The organism is Polynucleobacter sp. MWH-UH2A, from assembly GCF_018687195.1.
In the GTDB taxonomy this organism is placed as follows: Bacteria; Pseudomonadota; Gammaproteobacteria; order Burkholderiales; family Burkholderiaceae; genus Polynucleobacter.
In genome coordinates, this window is record NZ_CP061321.1 from 1,597,198 (window position 1) to 1,616,704 (window position 19,507).

The window sequence follows — 19,507 nt, forward strand, 5'->3', positions numbered from 1 at the left end:
GCCACCCTAGGGTGGCTTTTATTATTTCTCAGGCTTGAAATTACTATCCAAAAAGTCTTGTACCCCCGTGAACATCAGCATGCGGTTTTTCTCCATGATGATGGTGTGAGTACCTTCGCTGATTTGCAACATGATTTTGTATGGTGCGTTCTCTAGCTTTGTGTAGTACTCATACATCATGTAGCTTGGTAAATCAGCATCCCACTCTGCATGCACCAACATCACTGGCACACGAATATCTTTAGGGTCATAAACAGGAATACCTGCTGTCCAAAACTCGCGTGCATCCTGCACAGTACCGTTTGGCGCGCGCAGTTTCTTAGGATTTTGTGTTTTACCCCAAGGGTCAGTCTCAAATGTAGCTTCTGCCCACTTCTCAAACCAACCTTCAGGAATTAATGTTGCTTTTGCGTTTTCAGGAACACCTGTTAACCAACGATTTTTCGCATCAGCAACGGATGCCACACGATAAGCGCCTAATTGACCGCCTTTATCAGTCAATGGCGCACCACCCTGGCGCAACCATTGTGGGGCGTAGAGAACCAATTTATTTACTTTTTGATTATTAAGGGTTGTGTATTTACCCATAATGGTTGTACCCCAAGACCAACCAAGCAAATTGAGTTTATTAATGTTGCGTTTAGCAAGAATGTAATCAACAGCACTTGAAACATCACGAACAGCAACATCAGTACGCACTATTGGCGAGTTTTGATCTGCTGGCTGATCCATTTCCGGTGGACGAGTAGATTTACTATAGCCGCGCAAATCAACCAACCAAACGTCATATCCTCTAACGGCGATATATTCCATCCAAGAAGTACCACCTAGAGATAAATCAAAGGCGGTTTCAGCTGGATAGGTTGAACCATGTACATACAGCAAGGTTTTCTCTGGAGAGAATTTTTTCATTCCCGCCAAATGTTTATTGCGTACATACAGAGAAATGCCTGGCGTATCGCTCTGAATCATGTACTCATTCATTTCGATCTTCCCTGCGGCAAATGCCTGAGAAAAACCTACAAAAATGAGTAAGCTCAAAACAGAAAGCCAAATAGCTTTAATAGTGAATTTCATATTGTCTCCAAGATACTTTTTTTATTTCAACTACTCTACACTAGATTCTTGGAGAAATTCTTGACCGCTATAAAAACTCAGAGAATTACCCTATCATCTCGCTAATTTCAATAAGGTTCTGATCTGGGTCTCGCACATAGACCGAATTAATCTTTGATGTCGCACCTGTCCGTACAACTGGCCCCTCAATGATTGGCCATTGCTCTTTTTCTAAGCGTGCAATTACCTCGGTTAACGGGCGATCAGCAATAAAACACAAATCAAGTGAGCCAGGTGTTGGGATATTGGCTTTAGGCTCAAACTCTTTCCCCTTGATGTGCAGATTAATTTTCTGGTTGCCAAAGAGAAATGCTTTTCGCTCCACTGGTGGAGTTCCACCAATAAACGATTCCAACCTCATGCCAAGCACACGTGTATAAAAATCAATACATGCCGCTTCATTAGCAGTGGTTAGGACTAAATGATCTAAGTGGTCAATCATTGCTTCATCTCACTTCAATTCATTGATGTAAGTTGGGGCGGGATGCAAATCGCAGCTACGCCCGGCTTTAGCAACTTGACCCGGAACGGTATGACCAACAATTTCTGGCAACTCTCTAGCCAACCCTAACAACTTAGGAATATCTACACCCGTGTCGTAGCCCATGGCATCGAGCATATGAATCGCATCTTCACTCGAGATATTGCCGCTAGCGCCTGGTGCATATGGGCAACCGCCTAGGCCGCCTAGTGAACCATCGAAACGAACGATGCCACTCTGCACCGCTGCCAGCACATTAGCCAACCCCATGCCTCTCGTATTATGAAAGTGCATAGTCATTTGCAGTTGCGGAAATTTGTTTTGCAAAGATTCGGACATTTTTGTAACTTGTGCTGGGTTTGCCATCCCAGTGGTATCGCAGATAGTTAAACCACGAACACCCAGATCTGCAAAGCGTTGGCAAAATTGTTCAACCACTTCTTGCGGTACATCGCCTTCCATTGGACAACCAAATGCCGTAGATAAAGAAACATTGATTGGCGTCTTGCCATCGACATAGCGAATAACCTCCGCTAAACCAGCAAAACTCTTTTCACGGGTCATGCGCAAATTAGCGAGATTATGTGTTTCTGATGTGGACATCACTAGATTAAATTCATCTGCACGGGATTCTAAGGCGCGCTCTGCACCTCGAAGGTTAGGCACAAGCACCGTATATTCAACACCGGGAACCCTTTTAATCTTGCCCATGACCTCTTCAGCATCTCTCAGCATCGGAATAGCCTTGGGAGAGGTAAAGGAGGTCACTTCGATTTTTGCGAAGCCACACTGACTCATGGCATCAATCAAACGCACTTTATCTTCGGTTGGAATAAAGTTTGGCTCAATCTGAAATCCATCTCTAGTGACTACGTCATTAAAGTAAATTCTGGTCATGTTCTTATTCTTCCCTTATTGAGTCTTATTGTGTAAAGGCAACGCCGCGCTCTTTTAGGGAGGCAATTTGTGAGTCATTCAAACCAATTTCTTTTAAGACCTCATCAGTGTTTTGACCAATCGTTGGTGCAAGAGTCTTAATTGATCCCGGTGTACGAGATAACTTTGGCAGAACACCAGGCACCTCTAGGCTACTACCGTCATGCATCTGAATACTTTGAATATTCTCACGCGCGCGATAGTGCGGATCGTTAGCAATATCTGCTACGGTATAAATACGACCAGCCGGAACAGCAGCCGAATCTAATAATTCAAGCGCCTTATCGGTAGTGATTGCTTTTGCCCAAGCACCGATTGCTTGATCCAACTCTTGTACTCGCTTGACGCGCCCATCATTGTTTTCTAATTCGGGGTCGCCACCTAAATCATCGCGACCAATCAGTTTCATGAGCCGCTTAAAGATACTATCGCCATTACCAGCAACCAAGACATAGCCACCATCCGCACACTGATAAGCATTAGATGGCGCAATACCTGGCAACGCACTACCAGCAGCTTGCCTTACTTCACCAAAGGCGCTGTACTCAGGCAGCAAGCTCTCCATGCAATTAAAGACTGCCTCATATAAGGCAACATCAATCACTTGACCCTTGCCACTACGATGACGCTCTTGTAGTGCCAACAAAATACCAATAACGCCATGCAGTGATGCCAAGGTATCACCAATGCTCACACCCACGCGCACCGGAACTCTCCCAGGCTCAGCAGTTAAGTGTCGAAGACCGCCCATTGCTTCCGCTACAACACCGAAACCGGGCTTATCTTTATAAGGACCGGTCTGGCCATATCCACTAATTCGCAGAATGATCAGTTTTGGGTTGAGCTCAAGTAATTTTTCTGGATCGAGCCCCCACCCTTCCAGCGTTCCCGGACGGAAGTTCTCAATCAATATATCCGCTTCCGTAGCGAGCTTTCTGACGATGTCTTGCGCATCAGTTTGGCGCAAATCTAAAGATAGGGATCGCTTATTTCTGGATTGCACTTGCCACCAAACTGAAGTGCCATCTTTTAATAGGCGCCACTTACGTAATGCATCACCTACTTTTGGCGGTTCAATCTTCACCACATCAGCACCAAAATCCGCCAATGTTTTTGCGGCAAATGGCCCAGCAATCAACTGACCCATCTCAATTACTTTTAATCCTGCTAGCGGCTCCATGCGAGCTCCCCCTGCTTTTTGCGTCTTGGTTTTTTCAATAGTAGAAAAATAACCCCAGTTCTCCCCTTTGGGAATTGCTATCTATCTAGCAAGCCTTCTCATTTTGCGAAGGCTTGCTAGAATATCCCCATGAAACCGCAAATAAACCCCGCCAGAGTGGACTTTGTCACCCTGAAGCTGTTCTGCGCCATCGCCCAATCCGGCAGCATTACCAAAGGGGCTAATGAATGTAGCCTTGCCCTTTCAGCAGCAAGCCGAAGAATCTCCGAACTAGAAGAAACCGTAGGGCTTAGCCTACTCGATCGCTCAGCCAAAGGCGTGACACTTACGCAAGCTGGTCATGCAGTGATGCAGCATGCCTTGCGTCTATTCCAAGGTTTCGAACAATTTAGCAATGAACTAGGCGAGTACGCCAAAGGTGTCAAAGGCCATGTGCGATTGTGGGCAAATATGTCAGCTCTAACGGAGTTCTTGCCAAGCTCTCTCGCCAGCTTCTTAAAAACACATCCCGATATTCAAGTGGAAGTGGAAGAACAAATCAGTGGCGATATTGTCAAAGCATTACTCGATGGCATTGCAGATATTGGCGTATTCGCTGATGGCACACCGACAGCCGGATTAGAAACCAGCATCATTGGCCAAGATGAGCTGGTTGTAGTTTGTAGTAAATCGCACCCCATCAAAAATCATAAGAACATTTCTTTTGAAGAATGTCTTGATTACGACTTTGTTGGACTTAATCGTGGCAGTTCATTGCTTGAACTCACCTCAAGGCAGGCGGAACGCCTCAGTAAGCAAATGCGCCTGCGTATTCAGGTGCGTAGTTATGATGCGATGTGTCAAATGATTGCCGTTAACCTCGGAGTTGGCATATTGCCGCTACAAGCCTGTGCCCCTCAAATTAAGGCCATGGATCTCAAAGTGGTTCGCCTTGAAGATAGCTGGGCAAAACGCAATCTGCTACTTGCCACCAAAGAGTATGGACGGCAATCTCCAGCCTGCACCATGCTCATCGAGCACCTGCTACACCAAAAAAGAACTTAAGTTACTATTTACCGATCAAACAACATACCAATACAAGAGGAAAAACATGAGTCTCTTAGACAAACTCAAATGGCGCTATGCCACCAAGAAAATGGACCCAAGCAAAGCGGTTGCAACCGAGAAAGTCGAGCAAATTTTGGAAGCTGTCAGATATACAGCGAGTTCTAGCGGCTTACAACCCTACGAGCTGATTGTGATTACTAATAAAGATCTTCGTGAAAAGATTAAAGCGATTGCGAATAATCAGTCTCAAGTTACTGATTGCTCTCACCTAGTCGTTTTTGCAGCTTGGGATCACTACACAGAGCAGCGCATTAATGATGCGTTTGATATGACTGAGAAAGTTCGTAACTTCAAAAATGATGCGGGCGTCGCTTACCGTCAAATGCTACTCAAAAATTATCCAGCCAGAGATCCAGAGGTGAACTTCACACACACGGCGAAACAAGCTTATATTGGCCTAGGTACCGCCCTGATTGCTGCTGCTGAACTTGAAGTAGATGCCACTCCAATGGAAGGCTTTGATCCTAAAGCCCTAGACGAGATTTTGGATCTCAAAGCAAAGGGATTGCGTAGCGTGGTCATGTTGCCACTAGGCTATCGCAAAGCCGACGAAGATTGGCTATTGAATCTCAAGAAAGTTCGACGCCCTGCTGATCAATTTATTAGCTGGATTAAATAAAGTATTACGTACTAAATAAAACGCCAACCCTAGGGTTGGCGTTTTAGCTTGCAGGCTAATCAATTACTTCAATAGCAATTGATTCATTCGCTTTACAAAGCTGGCGGGGTCATTTAATTGACCGCCTTCAGCTAGCAATGCTTGGTCAAATAGCAAATTAGTCCAATCATCAAACTGCTTATCATCGCCCTTGAGCTTTAACAGCAGCGGATGCTCTGGATTAATTTCCAGGATAGGCTTCATGTCTGGCGCCTGCTGTCCAGCAGCCTTTAGCATACGCAATAGATTGCCAGAAAGCTCATTCTCATCTGCAATTAAACAAGCTGGGGAATCGGTTAAGCGGAAAGTGACCCGCACATCTTTAGCCTTATCCTCAAGGACTTTTTTCATACGCTCGATCAAATTCTTGAATTGCTTCTCAGTTTCCTCGTGCTCCTTCTTCTCTTTTTCATCGCTGAGACTACCTAGATCTAATCCACCCTTGGCAACAGAGGCTAATTGCTTGCCATCAAATTCGGTGATAAATGAAAGCATCCACTCATCTACGCGATCCGACAACAGGAGAACTTCAACACCTTTCTTGCGGAAGATTTCTAGATGCGGGCTATTTTTAGCTGCATTGAAAGACTCACCAGTGACGTAGTAAATCTTGTCCTGACCTTCTTTCATGCGAGACACATATTCAGCGAGTGATACTGTCTGCTCAGAAGAATCGGTATGCGTGCTTGCAAAGCGCAAGAGTTTGAGGATGCGCTCTTGATTCGCTTGGTCTTCACCAACACCCTCTTTTAATACCTGACCAAACTGAGTCCAGAAGGTGCGGTATTTTTCTTTTTTCGCCTCATCATCGCTATTCGCAAGCTCCTCAAGCATGCTTAATACCCGCTTTGTCGAACTTTCACGAATAACCTTAATGTCACGTGATTCTTGCAAAATCTCACGTGACACATTTAATGGCAAATCAGCTGAATCAATCACGCCGGTAACAAAGCGGAGATACATTGGCATCAGCTTTTCAGCATCATCCATGATGAAGATACGTTTGACATACAACTTAATACCACCACGCTTGTTGCGATCCCATAAATCAAATGGTGCTCGCGATGGCACAAATAGTAGTTGCGTAAATTCATTTCTACCCTCTACTCGATTTAATGAATAGCAGAGAGGATTCTCATAGTCATGAGATAGATGTTTATAGAACTCGTTGTATTGCTCTTCGGTAATCTCAGATTTATTGCGCGCCCATAAAGCTGAAGATTGATTGATGCTCTCAAGCTCATCTTTAATGACTTGCTCTTTCTTTTCCTCATCCCACTCCTCTTTACGCATCTGAATAGGCAAAGAGATGTGGTCTGAGTACTTACGAATAATCGATTTCAGCTGATAGCTGTTAAGGAAATCATCCTCTCCTTCACGCAAATGCAAGGTAATGGTTGTACCGCGCTGTGGGCGATCAATCGCCTCAACCGTAAATTCGCCAGAGCCATCAGATTCCCAACGAACGCCATCAGAATCAGGCAATCCTGCGCGACGCGTTTCAACAGTGATGCGATCGGCAACGATAAAGGCAGAATAAAAACCCACCCCGAATTGACCAATTAATGCCGCATCTTTTTGTTGATCGCCTGAAAGTTTGGAAAAGAATTCTTTAGTACCTGATCGAGCAATAGTTCCAAGATTGCTAATCACCTCTTCACGACTCATACCAATGCCGTTGTCGGAAATAGAAATCGTTCTAGCAGTTTTATCGAACTCTACTTTGATCTTAAGTTCTGGATCATTGCCATACCACTCTGGATGAGCAATGCCCTCAAATCGCAATTTATCGGCGGCGTCTGATGCATTTGAAATCAGCTCGCGTAGGAAGATCTCTTTATTGGAATACAAAGAGTGAATCATCAATTGCAGAAGCTGCTTCACTTCCGCCTGGAATCCCATCGTTTCTTTAGTTGCAACCGTCATTTCAGCGTCCTATAAAAATCCAATAACTCTCTGTATATAAGGGCTATTTTCCAGATTTCAAGACCCTAAAAAGGGCCTAATAGGTCAATCTAGCGATGTAGATATAAAGGGGAATGCCCAGGATGATGTTGAATGGGAAGGTAATTCCTAGAGACATGCCCATATAGAGTGCGGGATTGACTTCGGGCAAGGCATGCCTCAAGACTGCGGGGACCGCAATATACGAGGCACTTGCTGCAAGCACCATCAATAAGACAGTATCTCCGAGTGGTAAGCCCAATAACTTACATAAACCCAGTGCTATTGATGCATGCAAGAGCGGGGCCAGAATGGCGTAGCACAAAGTAATGGGCGGCTTCCCTTTCAATCCCTCAAAGTTCTTTGCAGCCATTAAGCCCATATCCAATAAAAAGAATGCCAGCATCCCTTTAAATAGATCAATTGAAAATGGCGCCATCAACTTCTGGCCTGCGTCACCACTAAGCAAGCCAACTACCATTGAACCTAGCAACAGCAATTGCGCACCATCGGTAAATGACTCATGAAGAATTTTTGACAGGCCAACAGACTGGCTGCTGCCAGAAGATTCAGCGCGTGCTTTATTAGCCAATAAGATCGCCAAGATAATCGCGGGCGACTCCATCAATGCCATTGCTGCTGCCATATGGCCGCCATACTCAACGCCATATTGACCCAATACTTGCGTAGCAGTAATAAAAGTAACCGCACTAACCGAACCATAAGTGGCAGCAATTGCAGCAGCATCAAAACTATTGAGTCTACTTCTCAGGATGGCATAACCCATTAAAGGAACGAGGATTGCCAAAAATATTGCGAGGCCAAGAGCTAAACCAATTTCAGTGGTGAAGCCCGATTTATGAAGAGCAAAGCCTCCTTTTAAACCTAGGGCCATTAATAGATACAGAGATAAAAACCGAGCGATCGGTTGCGGTATCTCAAGATTGGACTTCACCAAACCAGCAAATACACCAAATATAAAAAATAATATTGCTGGATCTAGGAAATTGCTCATGTTTCTATATTAGGGAATTTCTAAAATCTTTGCATTAGCCACACACGGCATAGGCTTAATAGCCATCAAATGAACAAAACCCCCAAGATTGGGGGTTTCAGAGTGCCACTGAAGATCAATAACGAAAATTGATCTCTATATCACGCTAACTTTTAGGACAAGCATTTGCTAACGGTTTATCAGCGATACGATCTTTCACCCACTGCAGATACATTGGCGCAGATACTCCGGGAGTTGAGAAGTGTGTTTGCTCTCCTGGCAATTGAATGCGCTCCACATTGGCACCCATAGCGCACATCTGCTTTTGGTAAAGCTCATGCTCAATCGGAGGAACTGCGGTATCTTTAGTGCCCCAGTAAATGACTACCGGCGCAACTGGCTTAACTAGCTTGACGCTACCATCAATAAATCCATTTACCCATGCTAAGGAATTAGTAGCGCTAGGCTTTAACAAGGATTTGTATTGATCGCCATAAGCATAGTTAAAAGAGTCTGCCATCACATGAACGCATTTGTTAGTTGATAACTTATCCACAAATGCGGCGCCCTCATCCGTCAAAATATCCGTTAACTTGAGATTAGGGTAGGCGGCTTGCGTCCCCCACAGGCCCATGACGTAATGTGCGAATAAAAATACGTTTGGCACATTTGCTTGAGTGAACTCGTTGATCAACTTTGTAGCACCTGCTTCATCCGTTGGCGGGTTTTGCAACATGACCGCTTGATCATCCGGTGCCAAGCCTACGAAACCAAGATATTGCAAATCATCGGCAGCTGTTCCTTTAAGCCCCTGGTAATCAGGCAAGCTTGCAGCAGCGATCACGGCCCCGCCGCCCTGTGACCAACCATAAGCGATAACCTTCTTACCTGCGCCCACTTCTTTGAAAGCGCTAGCAGCTCTTGCTGAGTTAATCAGATCCCTGCCATTAGTAGCTGCTACAGCATATTGATGCTTTCCACCGCCACCCAATCCTTGATAGTCGGTTGCAACAACCACGTAACCCTCTTTAATAAATTGCTCTACATTAGGAATGCCATAGTCAGTCCATGAGTTTCCATCTGCTAAAAAATATTCATTCAAGGGCGCTGTAGGGTCAGTAATTTGAGACGGTCCACAGTTTTGTGCAGAGCCAGTAGTTCCATGTGCCCAGGCCAGAATTGGTCTTCCTTCTTTTGGAGCAGATCCAATTGGAGAAATAATGGTTCCCGTAGCGATCGTTTTGCGCTCGGCTGTATCAGAAGAAATATAAGCAATGCGCCAAGCTTGCGCACCTTTGACTGAAGTCTTAATCGCTTCTTTCTTGATGATTTGACCTAATTTTCCATTTGCAGGCATCTTGGTAACGGAGTCATAGAACGGCGGCAAAGGCGGATCGGCTAATGCCGGTGCAGATAGAGCGCCTAATGAAATACCAAGAATACAAGTGCAGAGTAGTTTTTTCATATTGATGTTGAATTGTTCAAAAAGTATCTTTATCGGTAGTTTTATCTATTACCTAGATTATTGAGTAGCAAGGGTTTCGATTGAGTACTTACTCTTTAAAGAGATAAAGGTAGGTGTCGGCTTATCAAAATTGGTTCGATTTAAATCCACCATTCTGAGGGGTTGGTAGTCATAAGTGGAAAAATAGAAGCGCATGTTCTTTAAGTCTGATATCACGCTCCACTGCGTCAACTCCATAAAGGTTTTTTTATTAATAGGTGTTCTAATTGAACCAATCGGAATATCAAAATTATGCAATACATGTTCAGCCAACCGCACATTTTCGTCTGCGCTCTTTGCAGGCGTAATGGTCGAGGTATACGCTAGAGCCCGAATGAAACGTGATGGTGAAGTACTATCGCCAGGCATTCCCAAGAAACCTGCGCCGGTAGAGATTGGGCTAACGGATTGGCCAAATACTTTGATTGGATCAGGCTCTACAGGACTAAGCTTCACATAATTACCGAGGTTATTCACATGCCAATCAAATGGGGGTGAGTTCGTCATTACGCCATAGGGGTTGTCATGAGCCACTAATTTTCCTTTGATTGGCTCCACCACTAAAACAGCGCCACTTGCATCATGAAAAACATAATGAAACGGTGGCACTACTTTGAGATCTGGCTGCACAATATTGATGACCGAAACGTCATTCAGTGCTGCTTTAATTTGTGCAACGCTTGCAAAATTCATTAGAGCCCAGGACATAAACTCCCAGGGAGCCATCGATTTTTTGGCATCTACATCTTTTGGGTTCGCGTAAACTGCGTGATCTGGGAAATAGAGAATCCCGCCAGCCAAGCCCTTCTCATTTAAGCCATCAATGACTAGCGGCTTGCCAAAACCATTCATACCAACAACACCGTACTTACCATCCCAAGAAGCGCCGGGCTGATTATTGGGGCCAGTCGCCACGAAATGGAAATTACGGGGCATGATCACCACATCGGAATACAGGGGGAACTGAAATTCCATAGTACGTGCATAGACTCGAGAGCCATCTGCTGCAACCAACTGAAAACTAGTGCACGCCCCTACAGTTTGGCAAAAGAATAGAAGAGCAAGTATGGATGGAAAAATAATATTCTTAAGAGAGCGCATATCGATGTCTTTCATGACCTAGATTACAGATTGAAATACTTTAGGGGCGTCACTAGAAAAGATGAAATTCATGTGTTCACCCTTTTACATCTTACATTTGATTTAAAGGCAGTGTTAAAACAGCGTCTAGTCAAAAGTGAAGCGCTTGCGAAGGGTTGCGTTACCCCCTGCTGGTCGATTGGTAGAGCCGCCATTACCATTAATCTGCAGGCTTGTATCTTTCGGGTTCTTTTGTTTGTCAGTTGAGCTAGATGCTTGGTCTGCATTTTGCATCCGTAGCATCCTTGCCAGCACCATGAATCACGGCAGTATTTCTTTGCACTGGAAATACCCTGGCCCTATCAATTTCTACTGCGTCTTCACTTGCATGAGCAGTTAAATACAGATGTGCGGTTACAAAACTCAATAGAACAAGAAGTAAGAATCTGAATGGGCGGATTTTCATGGCTGATGGATTGCTGAGTTAGCAATATCAGTCTAGTGGAGCTTTTCCATAAAGTCCACACACTAAATAAAAAGAATCTAGCTAAACGGATGACTTAGTAAACCTCAGGCACATACATCTCTGGGGGTACAGGGCCTCTAAGGTAATCTGGATTATGAACCCTGGCAGGAAGTTTAATTTCTGGATGATCAATTTCTTTATAGGGAATCTGCGCTAGAAGATGGCTGATGCAGTTCAAGCGTGCTTTTTTCTTGTCATTTGCCGCAACTACCCACCAAGGTGCCTCTGGAATGTGGGTGCGCTCTAACATGGTTTCTTTTGCTTTGGTGTAAGCCTCCCAAAGTCTGCGAGCTTCTAAATCCATAGGACTTAGCTTCCATTGTTTCAAAGGATCATGAATGCGCATCATGAAACGGTTGTACTGCTCATCATCAGAGATGGAAAACCAATATTTAATGAGGATAATTCCTGAGCGAATCATCATCCGCTCTAGATCGGGAACTGTATGCAAGAACTCTTCATATTCTTTTTTCGTACAGAAACCCATTACCTTTTCGACACCTGCACGATTGTACCAACTACGGTCAAATAAAACAATTTCGCCGCCCGCAGGCAGTTGTGAGATATAGCGCTGGAAATACCACTGAGTCTTTTCACGCTCATTTGGCGCCGGTAACGCAACAACCTTGCATACCCGAGGATTTAATCTTTGAGTAATTCGCTTGATAGCACCACCCTTACCTGCAGAGTCCCTACCTTCAAATAACACGGCCACCTTAACTTTGTTGGCCACAACCCAATCTTGTAGCTTTACGAGCTCGCCTTGCAAATGAAATAATTCTTTGAAATACAAGCCCCTTGGAATTTGAGAAGCACTATCTCCATCTGGAGATAAGCGATCATCATCGAGCTCCATCTCAAGCTCTTCGTCCATGCTGTCAAGAATCTCTTCTTGAGCGCGTTGGTACCACTCTGCCATTTCATTACGTTTTGATTTCATTGCCCTTCACTCCTACATTACTTATAACGAGTGAAAGTGACACTTTTATTACATGGAGGAATTATCACTAGAAAGTTGGGCTGCGATTGCCTCCTGACTATGTAGAGCCAACCATTTGCGATCTTTTGGAGAGTCCGGGCTCGAGCCAGCTGGTAGCAAAAATACCAACTCAACAAGCAAATGTCGATCTCTCAACATATTGCATATCGATTCGAGTAAGCCCATATCACCAATAAATGCAGGGACTTCCGTTCTCTGATTTGTTAAAGAAGATTTATAAGAAATGGCTAGAGAGAAAACTGGAGTATTCGCCAATACTGCCGCTTCAAATAAATTTGGCTTAAATGGTAAGGCATTGCCCCCTGATGTTGAGGTTCCCTCTGGAAAAATACAAACAGATTCATGGTGCAGTAAAGTGCCTAACTCACCTGCAATATGCTTACCATGACGAGTACTATCCCTGCGAATAAACACTGTCCCTAGCTGCCTTGCCATCCAACCAAAAATGGGCCAACTCGCAACCTCAGACTTGGCTACGAACCGAATAGGCTTAAATGCGTTAATCGCATGAATATCCATCCAAGAAATGTGATTTGCAGCAAGCATGTATGGCGTAGAAGGCAAGATTTCTTGATTACGAATTCTGAGAGTAATGCCAAATATCGATAACAAGGTTAAAGACCAAGACTGAATGTATTGATCTTTAGTGCGTTGCTGGGCAAATGGAAATCGTATAGACAGCAATAAAAGCCCATAAACAACATGCAAAGCAATTCGTAACCAGCACCAACTTTGAATCAGTAATGGTGTTTTTGTATGTGGGGCTTGATTTAAAGATGGCATCAGAATTCAGAATATAAATCATTTATTCAAATACTTATTGATGTCATCAAACTGACTTTAAATTGTCATGCCATTTTCATACAAGCTTGGCCTAATACATAAACATGATGTATTACAAAGCCATCTGGATATCAGACGTACACCTTGGAACATCCGGGTGTCAGGCAAATTATCTTCTGGATTTTCTGAAGCACAATGAAGCCGAGAAATTCTATTTAGTGGGCGACATTATTGATGGCTGGAGACTCAAAAAATCTTTTTACTGGCCTCAGTCTCATAACGATGTAGTTCAGAAGCTGCTACGTAAGGCTCGTAAGGGTGCAGAAGTTATTTATGTGCCAGGCAATCATGACGAGAGTGCCCGTCAATTTTTTGGACTCTCTTTTGGCGACGTTAAAGTAGTTGAAGAGGTAATTCACACTACCGCCAATGGCAAAAGACTATGGGTAACCCATGGCGATCAATTTGATGGTGTTATGCAATATGCCAAATGGCTTGCCTATGTGGGTGACAGCCTTTATTCCTTCATTTTGCACGTCAATAGATACTTCAACATGTTGCGCGTCAAGATGGGCTTGCAGTACTGGTCCTTATCCCAATATCTCAAACATCAAGTCAAAAATGCTGTAAGTTACATCGCCGATTTTGAACACCTCATGGCTAGAGAAGCACGCCTACGCGGTTGCGATGGCGTAGTTTGTGGGCATATTCATAAAGCAGAAATTCGTGAAATCGATGGTCTGCTGTACTGCAATGATGGCGATTGGGTTGAGAGCCTTACTGCTTTAGTAGAAACCCACACTGGCGAACTCAAAATTATTCACTGGCCCCACATTAAAGGTGAGCCAGTCGAGTCAACTGAATTTACCTTCCAACCCGCAATTGATTCCTTATTAAAAGAGGCTGTGTAATGAAAATAATGATCATCACGGATGCATGGGATCCGCAAGTGAATGGTGTAGTACGCACTCTAAAACAAACTTGCGCCGAACTCACCGCCATGGGCCATGAAGTGAGAATGATTACACCGACTGGATTTAAATCTATTCCATGCCCAACCTACCCTGATATTGCCTTGTCCTTATTTCCAGGAAAGGAAGTGGCGCGACGCATTAAAGAATTTGCCCCTGATGCTATGCACATCGCTACTGAAGGCCCACTAGGCTTATCCGCCAGATCTTATGCTGTTAAAAATAATTTCCCTTTCTCAACTGCATATCACACTCGCTTTCCAGAGTATGTAAAAGCACGTACCGGAATACCGCTGACTATTACCTATGCATTCATTCGCTGGTTCCATGGCCCCTCTATGGCCGTTATGGCACCCACCATTGTGGTTAAAGAAGACTTAGAAAAATATGGTCTCAATAATGTGGTGCTATGGTCACGTGGTGTCGACTTAGATATCTTCAAAATGCAAGAATCAAAGGCGCTGAATACAGCGCACCCAATCTTTCTTTATGTAGGTCGAGTTGCCATTGAAAAAAATATCAATGCCTTTTTAGAAATCGATTTACCAGGTTCGAAGTGGGTAGTAGGAGACGGTCCAGCCATGGCTGGCATAAAAGAAAAGTACCCAGATATCAATTATCTAGGCGTATTACAGCAACATGAGTTAGCAAAAGTCTATGCTGCGGCAGATGTATTTGTATTTCCGAGCAAGACAGACACCTTTGGTTTGGTACTACTTGAGGCTATGGCTTGCGGCACACCAGTTGCAGCCTATCCTGTAACCGGCCCTATCGATGTGCTAGGAAACTCAAAAGCTGGGGCTATGCATGATGATTTGCGTGAGGCTTGTATAGAGGCACTCAAGATTCCGCGTGAAGTTGCCCGTGCACATGCAGAAAAGTTCTCTTGGAGAGCAGCCTCAGAACAGTTTGCGATGCACTTAAAACCCGTTCCCTCGCCTGAGGTGCATGTGACAGCGCTTGCTTAAGAGATTTACATCATGACTCACCCTTATCACATTGACCAGAATCCCCATAAAGGGAATCGTGGTCTTGTAAGGGCGGTACGTGCAGCCAAAAACTCATGGTGTGGTCTAGTTTATGCATTTCAAGAAGAGAGCGCATTTAGACAGGAGCTCACTCTTCTTGTACTGCTGACTCCAGTTGCACTAGCGCTATCAATTAGCTATTTAGAGAAGGCCTTGCTGATTAGCTCCTTGTTAATGGTGCTCGCTATTGAATTACTCAATTCCAGTGTAGAGGCAGCGATTGATCGCATTTCTTTCGAGCATCACGATTTATCGAAAAGAGCCAAAGACTTTGGCAGTGCCGCAGTAATGCTAGCCCTATTGATTGCTTTACTCATCTGGCTTGCCATTTGTATGCCCGTATTTCTACAGAACTAAAAACTCATCATCCAATCAAAACGAAAGAATATTTATGTCTGACATACCCAATCCAATCGGTGCTTTTGATATTTTTTCAAGGAAAAAAGTTAAGGTACTGAAGGCAAAAAACACACACCCATTCCAAAAATTTTCCAAAAAAATTGCCAGAAAATTATTTGGCAAAAAATTTGCCACAAAGTCCAGGGTACAAATTGAGAGCCCTGAGCTTAAGAAAGCCCCCCAGGCCTTAAAGGATAAAAAACCAGCGCTCCAAATTATTTGGGCAAGTAATGCTACGGAAATTAAAGAAGCGCAACGTTTGCGTTACAAAGTATTTGCCGAAGAAATGGGAGCAAATTTACCCTTCAATCCAAATGGCTTAGATGTTGATGAGTTTGATGCCTATTGTGATCATTTACTCATTCGCGATCAAGATACCCTAAAGGTAGTTGGCACCTATCGAGTGCTACCGCCCCATAAAGCAAAAGAATTAGGGAGGCTTTACTCTGACTCCGAATTTGACTTATCTCGCCTCAATCACCTTCGCCCTAAATTAGTTGAATTGGGAAGATCATGCGTACATCAAGACTATCGTTCGGGCGCTGTAATTATGGCGCTCTGGAGCGGCCTAGCACAATACATGCAAAAACATGGTTACGAGATCATGCTAGGTTGCGCCAGCATTCCAATGGCTGATGGTGGGCACTTTGCCGCAAGCCTTTATAACTCTTTAGACAAAAATCAAATTGCACCGACCGAGTTTCATGCATTCCCAAAACTTCCCTTACCGCTTGAGAAATTGAATGGCGGATTAGATGTACAGCCACCCCCACTTATTAAAGGCTACTTGAAATTAGGCGCAAAAATTTGTAGCTCCCCAGCCTGGGATCCTGACTTTAACACTGCAGATGTTTTAACTATGCTACGTCTTTCGGAAATTAACCCTCGTTACGCCAAGCATTTTTTGGGTATTTGATTATTTTGAGATGATCTTGAATGAGCGGCCTACACGTTCCCACTCGGCCGCCTCTTTCTGCAAACTAAACTCGGTCAGCGGATGGCTTTTAGCCCAATCTTTAGAAATCTCTACCGCAAATGAGCCTTTAGTCTCAGAGACTTTAACTTGAGGCTGGATGAGATCGCTTCTACCCCGATTTAATACATGCGCTAAACGCAAACAGAAAAGCATGCGCCAGTCATTGAATGCCAAATTGTTTGCGAGCTTGCCTAATTTGCCGGTGTGACCCAACAGCAAAGCAGCTAGACGAGCCTGATCATTTTTAGAGAAACCTGGCATATCGGCATACCCAGCAATATATGCCGAATGCTTGTGATATCCATTATGAGAGATTGACAAACCTATTTCGTGCAAATTGGCTGCCCATTGCAATAAAGCGATATTGTCAGATCTACTCTCTACATTAGGCTCAGGTAGTTGCGCCAAGAACTCTGCAGATAACTTACCAACTCTGTTGGCTTGCTCGCGATCCACCGCATAACGCTGCATAAATTGCTCAACCGTCACATAGCGCATATCGTGATGCTGGGATCGACCCAATAGGTCATAGAGCACCCCCAGCCTTAGGGCGGCATCGGTTACTTCCATGCTTTCAATATTCAATTCATCAAACACCGCCAACATGATCGCCAAACCACCTGGCCAAACTGCTCTACGATCATCCTTGAGGCCGATTAACTCCACTTGATTCACGTGTTCATACTTCAGCAAGTGCTTCTTGAGATTTTTTAATCCATCACGTGTGATCAAGCTACTTGCGCCATTAATGCGCCCCATACTTAAGCTATCGCCATGCTCACCCAATTGATTGTCAGCAATTAATTCGGCAAGTGCCCTAGCAGCTCCGGAGGATCCGATCACTTGATCCCAACCACTCTTTAAGTACGCGCCTGAAATAACCTGTATTTCACGGCGCGCGGCTAATTCCGCTTCTTTAAATGCATGGGCATCAATATTACCTTTAGGAAAAAATCGCATACTATGAGAGACACAGCCGATGTAAAGGCTCTCCATTTGCTTTGGCTCGTATCCTTTACCAATAACAAACTCAGTTGATCCACCGCCAATATCCACAACCAATCTATTGCCTGGCACTGCCTGGACTTCATGAGCCGCACCAATATAAATGAGTCGCGCTTCTTCTACACCTGCAATCACTTCTATCGGAAAACCTAGAACTTTTTCAGCGTCCGCCACAAATTGAGCTGCATTCTTTGCAACCCTCAAAGTATTGGTTGCAACAGCCCTCACATTGGCTGGGTTAAATCCACGAATACGCTCACCGAAACGGCGAATCGCTACCAACCCTCGTTGATAAGCGTCATTCCCAAGAATCTTACCTTCAGTCAAACCTGCAGCCAAACGGACCGTTTCACGTAAAGTATCGATGGGCCTCAATTGCGTTCCGGATGGTGTGTCAATAACCTGGGCGACCAGCAACCTCAAACTATTTGATCCGAGATCAACTGCAGCAACAAATTCTTGCTCCTGATTAGCGATGGATAAATTCACTTGTAAATTCTTTAAGAAGAAATAAGTCTATCCAACGGAAAAATGAGCTTAAAAGTACTGCCATTTCCAGGAGTACTCTCTATTAACAGTTGCGCCTGATGTCGATTTGCAATGTGTTTGACAATTGCCAAGCCAAGTCCTGTACCACCAGTCTCGCGAGAGCGACTGCGATCAACGCGATAAAAGCGCTCGGTTAAGCGCGGCAAATGTTCAGCGGGAATCCCTGGACCACTGTCTTTTACCGCAAATACTCCTTGACCCTGGTCTGAAACAGACCAACTGACATCAATTTTTCCGCCTTCAGGGGTATACCGAACAGCGTTAGATACTAAATTGCCAAATGCAGAAAGCAACTCACGCTCATCACCCAGAATATTGAGATCATTATCTGTAGTGAATTTCAAAGCATGCTTAGACTGAGATAAAGCCTCAGCATCATTTTTTAATAAGGCAAAGATAGTGCTCATTTGCACCTTTTGATTTGGTGCTGGCAAGGTATTTGCTTCTAAGTTCGCCAAAGTCAATAAGTCCTCTACAAGGTTTTTCATACGCCTTGCTTGAGTCATCATCATCTCAAGGTATTGCTCTTTTTGAGCCTCCTCTAGATCTAAAGTCTGCACAGTCTCCAAAAATCCCATCATGACGGTGAGCGGAGTGCGCATTTCATGAGAGACATTAGCAACGAAGTCCCGGCGCATTGCTTCAGCTTTACGCAAATCTGTTACATCTTGAACTAGCAATAAACGGCGATTCTCGGCAAATGGAAAAGCCTGGAGCAATAGAGATAGATTGGCTGATGGCCCCATTTGCTCAATGAGCAATGGCTCATCAAACAATCGATCATTTAAATAGCGAATAAATTCTGGTCTTCTAATGAGAAAATTGATTTTTTGTAAGGCATCACTCTTAAAGTTCAGGCCGAAGAAATGTTCAGCAATCGAATTGCACCATTCAATTTGATCCTGGTCATCCAGCATGATGATTCCATTTGGGGATGCCTGAAATGCTTGAATAAAGCGCTCGTGCTGCTTCTCAATATTGCGAACCTGGCCCTTCATATTGCGGACCAATCTTTCAAGACGAGAGAAAACTTCTCCCCACAATCCGCTAGCAGCAGGCAGCGCCTCTACGCGATTTAGCAAAATAAACTTTTGAAGTCTTGCCAAATTAAAGTAGGCATAGATAAGGGGTACCGATAAAACACCTAAGCCAGCTACAAAAGCAGCGTATTGCCCCCAAAAGCCGTTAGCAAGCCATGCGAATAGAATCGCAACCGCCAAAATAGTGAGATATCGGGTAATTACAGCCAACATGCCATCATCTTAGAGCA

At 44.3% G+C, this 19,507-nt stretch carries 19 protein-coding genes; 6 read left to right on the forward strand and 13 right to left on the reverse strand.

Annotated features, from left to right (window positions below; genetic code table 11):
- Nucleotides 1–21: 21 nt before the first annotated feature.
- The 4 genes from IC571_RS08330 to IC571_RS08345 form a co-directional block, all read right to left on the reverse strand.
- Nucleotides 22–1,077 (reverse strand): alpha/beta hydrolase, encoded by a 1,056-nt coding sequence (locus IC571_RS08330; protein WP_215315926.1) that lies wholly within the window; start codon nucleotides 1,075–1,077, stop codon nucleotides 22–24.
- A gap of 85 nt (nucleotides 1,078–1,162) precedes the next feature.
- Complete coding sequence (locus IC571_RS08335; protein WP_215315927.1) at nucleotides 1,163–1,558, reverse strand: VOC family protein; 396 nt, start codon at nucleotides 1,556–1,558, stop codon at nucleotides 1,163–1,165.
- A 9-nt stretch (nucleotides 1,559–1,567) separates the two neighbouring features.
- Nucleotides 1,568–2,494 (reverse strand): hydroxymethylglutaryl-CoA lyase, encoded by a 927-nt coding sequence (locus IC571_RS08340; protein WP_215315929.1) that lies wholly within the window; start codon nucleotides 2,492–2,494, stop codon nucleotides 1,568–1,570.
- Nucleotides 2,495–2,519: 25 nt separating this feature from the next.
- Complete coding sequence (locus IC571_RS08345; protein WP_215315931.1) at nucleotides 2,520–3,713, reverse strand: CaiB/BaiF CoA-transferase family protein; 1,194 nt, start codon at nucleotides 3,711–3,713, stop codon at nucleotides 2,520–2,522.
- Nucleotides 3,714–3,842: 129 nt separating this feature from the next.
- Here IC571_RS08345 and IC571_RS08350 point away from each other — a divergent pair, with 129 nt between their 5' ends.
- Nucleotides 3,843–4,757, forward strand: coding sequence for a LysR family transcriptional regulator (locus IC571_RS08350; RefSeq protein ID WP_215315938.1), 915 nt, complete (start codon nucleotides 3,843–3,845; stop codon nucleotides 4,755–4,757).
- Between the two features lie 46 nt (nucleotides 4,758–4,803).
- A complete protein-coding gene (locus tag IC571_RS08355) occupies nucleotides 4,804–5,439 on the forward strand; it encodes an NAD(P)H-dependent oxidoreductase (RefSeq protein ID WP_215315939.1) in 636 nt (211 codons plus the stop codon).
- Nucleotides 5,440–5,502: 63 nt separating this feature from the next.
- Here IC571_RS08355 and htpG read toward each other — a convergent pair whose 3' ends face one another.
- The 7 genes from htpG to IC571_RS08390 all read right to left on the reverse strand — a co-directional run bounded on the left by htpG (nucleotide 5,503) and on the right by IC571_RS08390 (nucleotide 13,309).
- Nucleotides 5,503–7,404 carry a molecular chaperone HtpG gene (htpG, locus tag IC571_RS08360; protein ID WP_215315941.1) on the reverse strand — a complete coding sequence of 634 codons (1,902 nt, stop codon included), beginning with the start codon at nucleotides 7,402–7,404 and terminating at the stop codon, nucleotides 5,503–5,505.
- A gap of 76 nt (nucleotides 7,405–7,480) precedes the next feature.
- Complete coding sequence (locus tag IC571_RS08365; protein ID WP_215315943.1) at nucleotides 7,481–8,437, reverse strand: sodium-dependent bicarbonate transport family permease; 957 nt, start codon at nucleotides 8,435–8,437, stop codon at nucleotides 7,481–7,483.
- Nucleotides 8,438–8,582: 145 nt separating this feature from the next.
- The gene (locus IC571_RS08370) at nucleotides 8,583–9,881 is read right to left on the reverse strand and encodes a lipase family protein (RefSeq protein WP_215315945.1); all 1,299 of its coding nucleotides are present in this window, start codon (nucleotides 9,879–9,881) and stop codon (nucleotides 8,583–8,585) included.
- 57 nt (nucleotides 9,882–9,938) lie between these two features.
- On the reverse strand, nucleotides 9,939–11,036 hold the full coding sequence (locus IC571_RS08375; protein WP_215315947.1) for a linear amide C-N hydrolase: 1,098 nt from the start codon (nucleotides 11,034–11,036) through the stop codon (nucleotides 9,939–9,941).
- Between the two features lie 111 nt (nucleotides 11,037–11,147).
- The gene (locus IC571_RS08380; RefSeq protein ID WP_215315949.1) at nucleotides 11,148–11,294 is read right to left on the reverse strand and encodes a hypothetical protein; all 147 of its coding nucleotides are present in this window, start codon (nucleotides 11,292–11,294) and stop codon (nucleotides 11,148–11,150) included.
- Between the two features lie 266 nt (nucleotides 11,295–11,560).
- Nucleotides 11,561–12,466, reverse strand: coding sequence for a polyphosphate kinase 2 (gene ppk2 / locus IC571_RS08385; RefSeq protein ID WP_215315951.1), 906 nt, complete (start codon nucleotides 12,464–12,466; stop codon nucleotides 11,561–11,563).
- Nucleotides 12,467–12,514: 48 nt separating this feature from the next.
- Nucleotides 12,515–13,309, reverse strand: a complete 795-nt coding sequence (locus tag IC571_RS08390; protein WP_215315953.1) for a 1-acyl-sn-glycerol-3-phosphate acyltransferase — start codon at nucleotides 13,307–13,309, stop codon at nucleotides 12,515–12,517.
- A gap of 107 nt (nucleotides 13,310–13,416) precedes the next feature.
- Here IC571_RS08390 and IC571_RS08395 point away from each other — a divergent pair, with 107 nt between their 5' ends.
- Genes IC571_RS08395 through IC571_RS08410 form a run of 4 tightly spaced genes read left to right on the forward strand, consistent with a single transcriptional unit; the run spans nucleotide 13,417 to nucleotide 16,623 of the window.
- Entirely contained in the window at nucleotides 13,417–14,220 is an 804-nt protein-coding gene (locus IC571_RS08395) for a UDP-2,3-diacylglucosamine diphosphatase (protein ID WP_215317882.1), read from the forward strand.
- Entirely contained in the window at nucleotides 14,220–15,248 is a 1,029-nt protein-coding gene (locus tag IC571_RS08400; RefSeq protein WP_215315955.1) for a glycosyltransferase family 1 protein, read from the forward strand. Before IC571_RS08395 ends, IC571_RS08400 begins: the two co-directional genes overlap by 1 nt.
- Before the next feature lie 12 nt (nucleotides 15,249–15,260).
- Nucleotides 15,261–15,665 (forward strand): diacylglycerol kinase, encoded by a 405-nt coding sequence (locus tag IC571_RS08405; RefSeq protein ID WP_215315957.1) that lies wholly within the window; start codon nucleotides 15,261–15,263, stop codon nucleotides 15,663–15,665.
- Nucleotides 15,666–15,699: 34 nt separating this feature from the next.
- Nucleotides 15,700–16,623, forward strand: coding sequence for a GNAT family N-acetyltransferase (locus IC571_RS08410; protein ID WP_251373348.1), 924 nt, complete (start codon nucleotides 15,700–15,702; stop codon nucleotides 16,621–16,623).
- Here the strand turns inward: IC571_RS08410 and IC571_RS08415 are convergent, their stop codons facing one another.
- Nucleotides 16,624–18,177, reverse strand: coding sequence for a Ppx/GppA phosphatase family protein (locus IC571_RS08415; RefSeq protein ID WP_251373351.1), 1,554 nt, complete (start codon nucleotides 18,175–18,177; stop codon nucleotides 16,624–16,626).
- Between the two features lie 11 nt (nucleotides 18,178–18,188).
- Nucleotides 18,189–19,490 (reverse strand): phosphate regulon sensor histidine kinase PhoR, encoded by a 1,302-nt coding sequence (gene phoR, locus IC571_RS08420; RefSeq protein ID WP_215315959.1) that lies wholly within the window; start codon nucleotides 19,488–19,490, stop codon nucleotides 18,189–18,191.
- Between the last annotated feature and the right edge of the window lie 17 nt (nucleotides 19,491–19,507).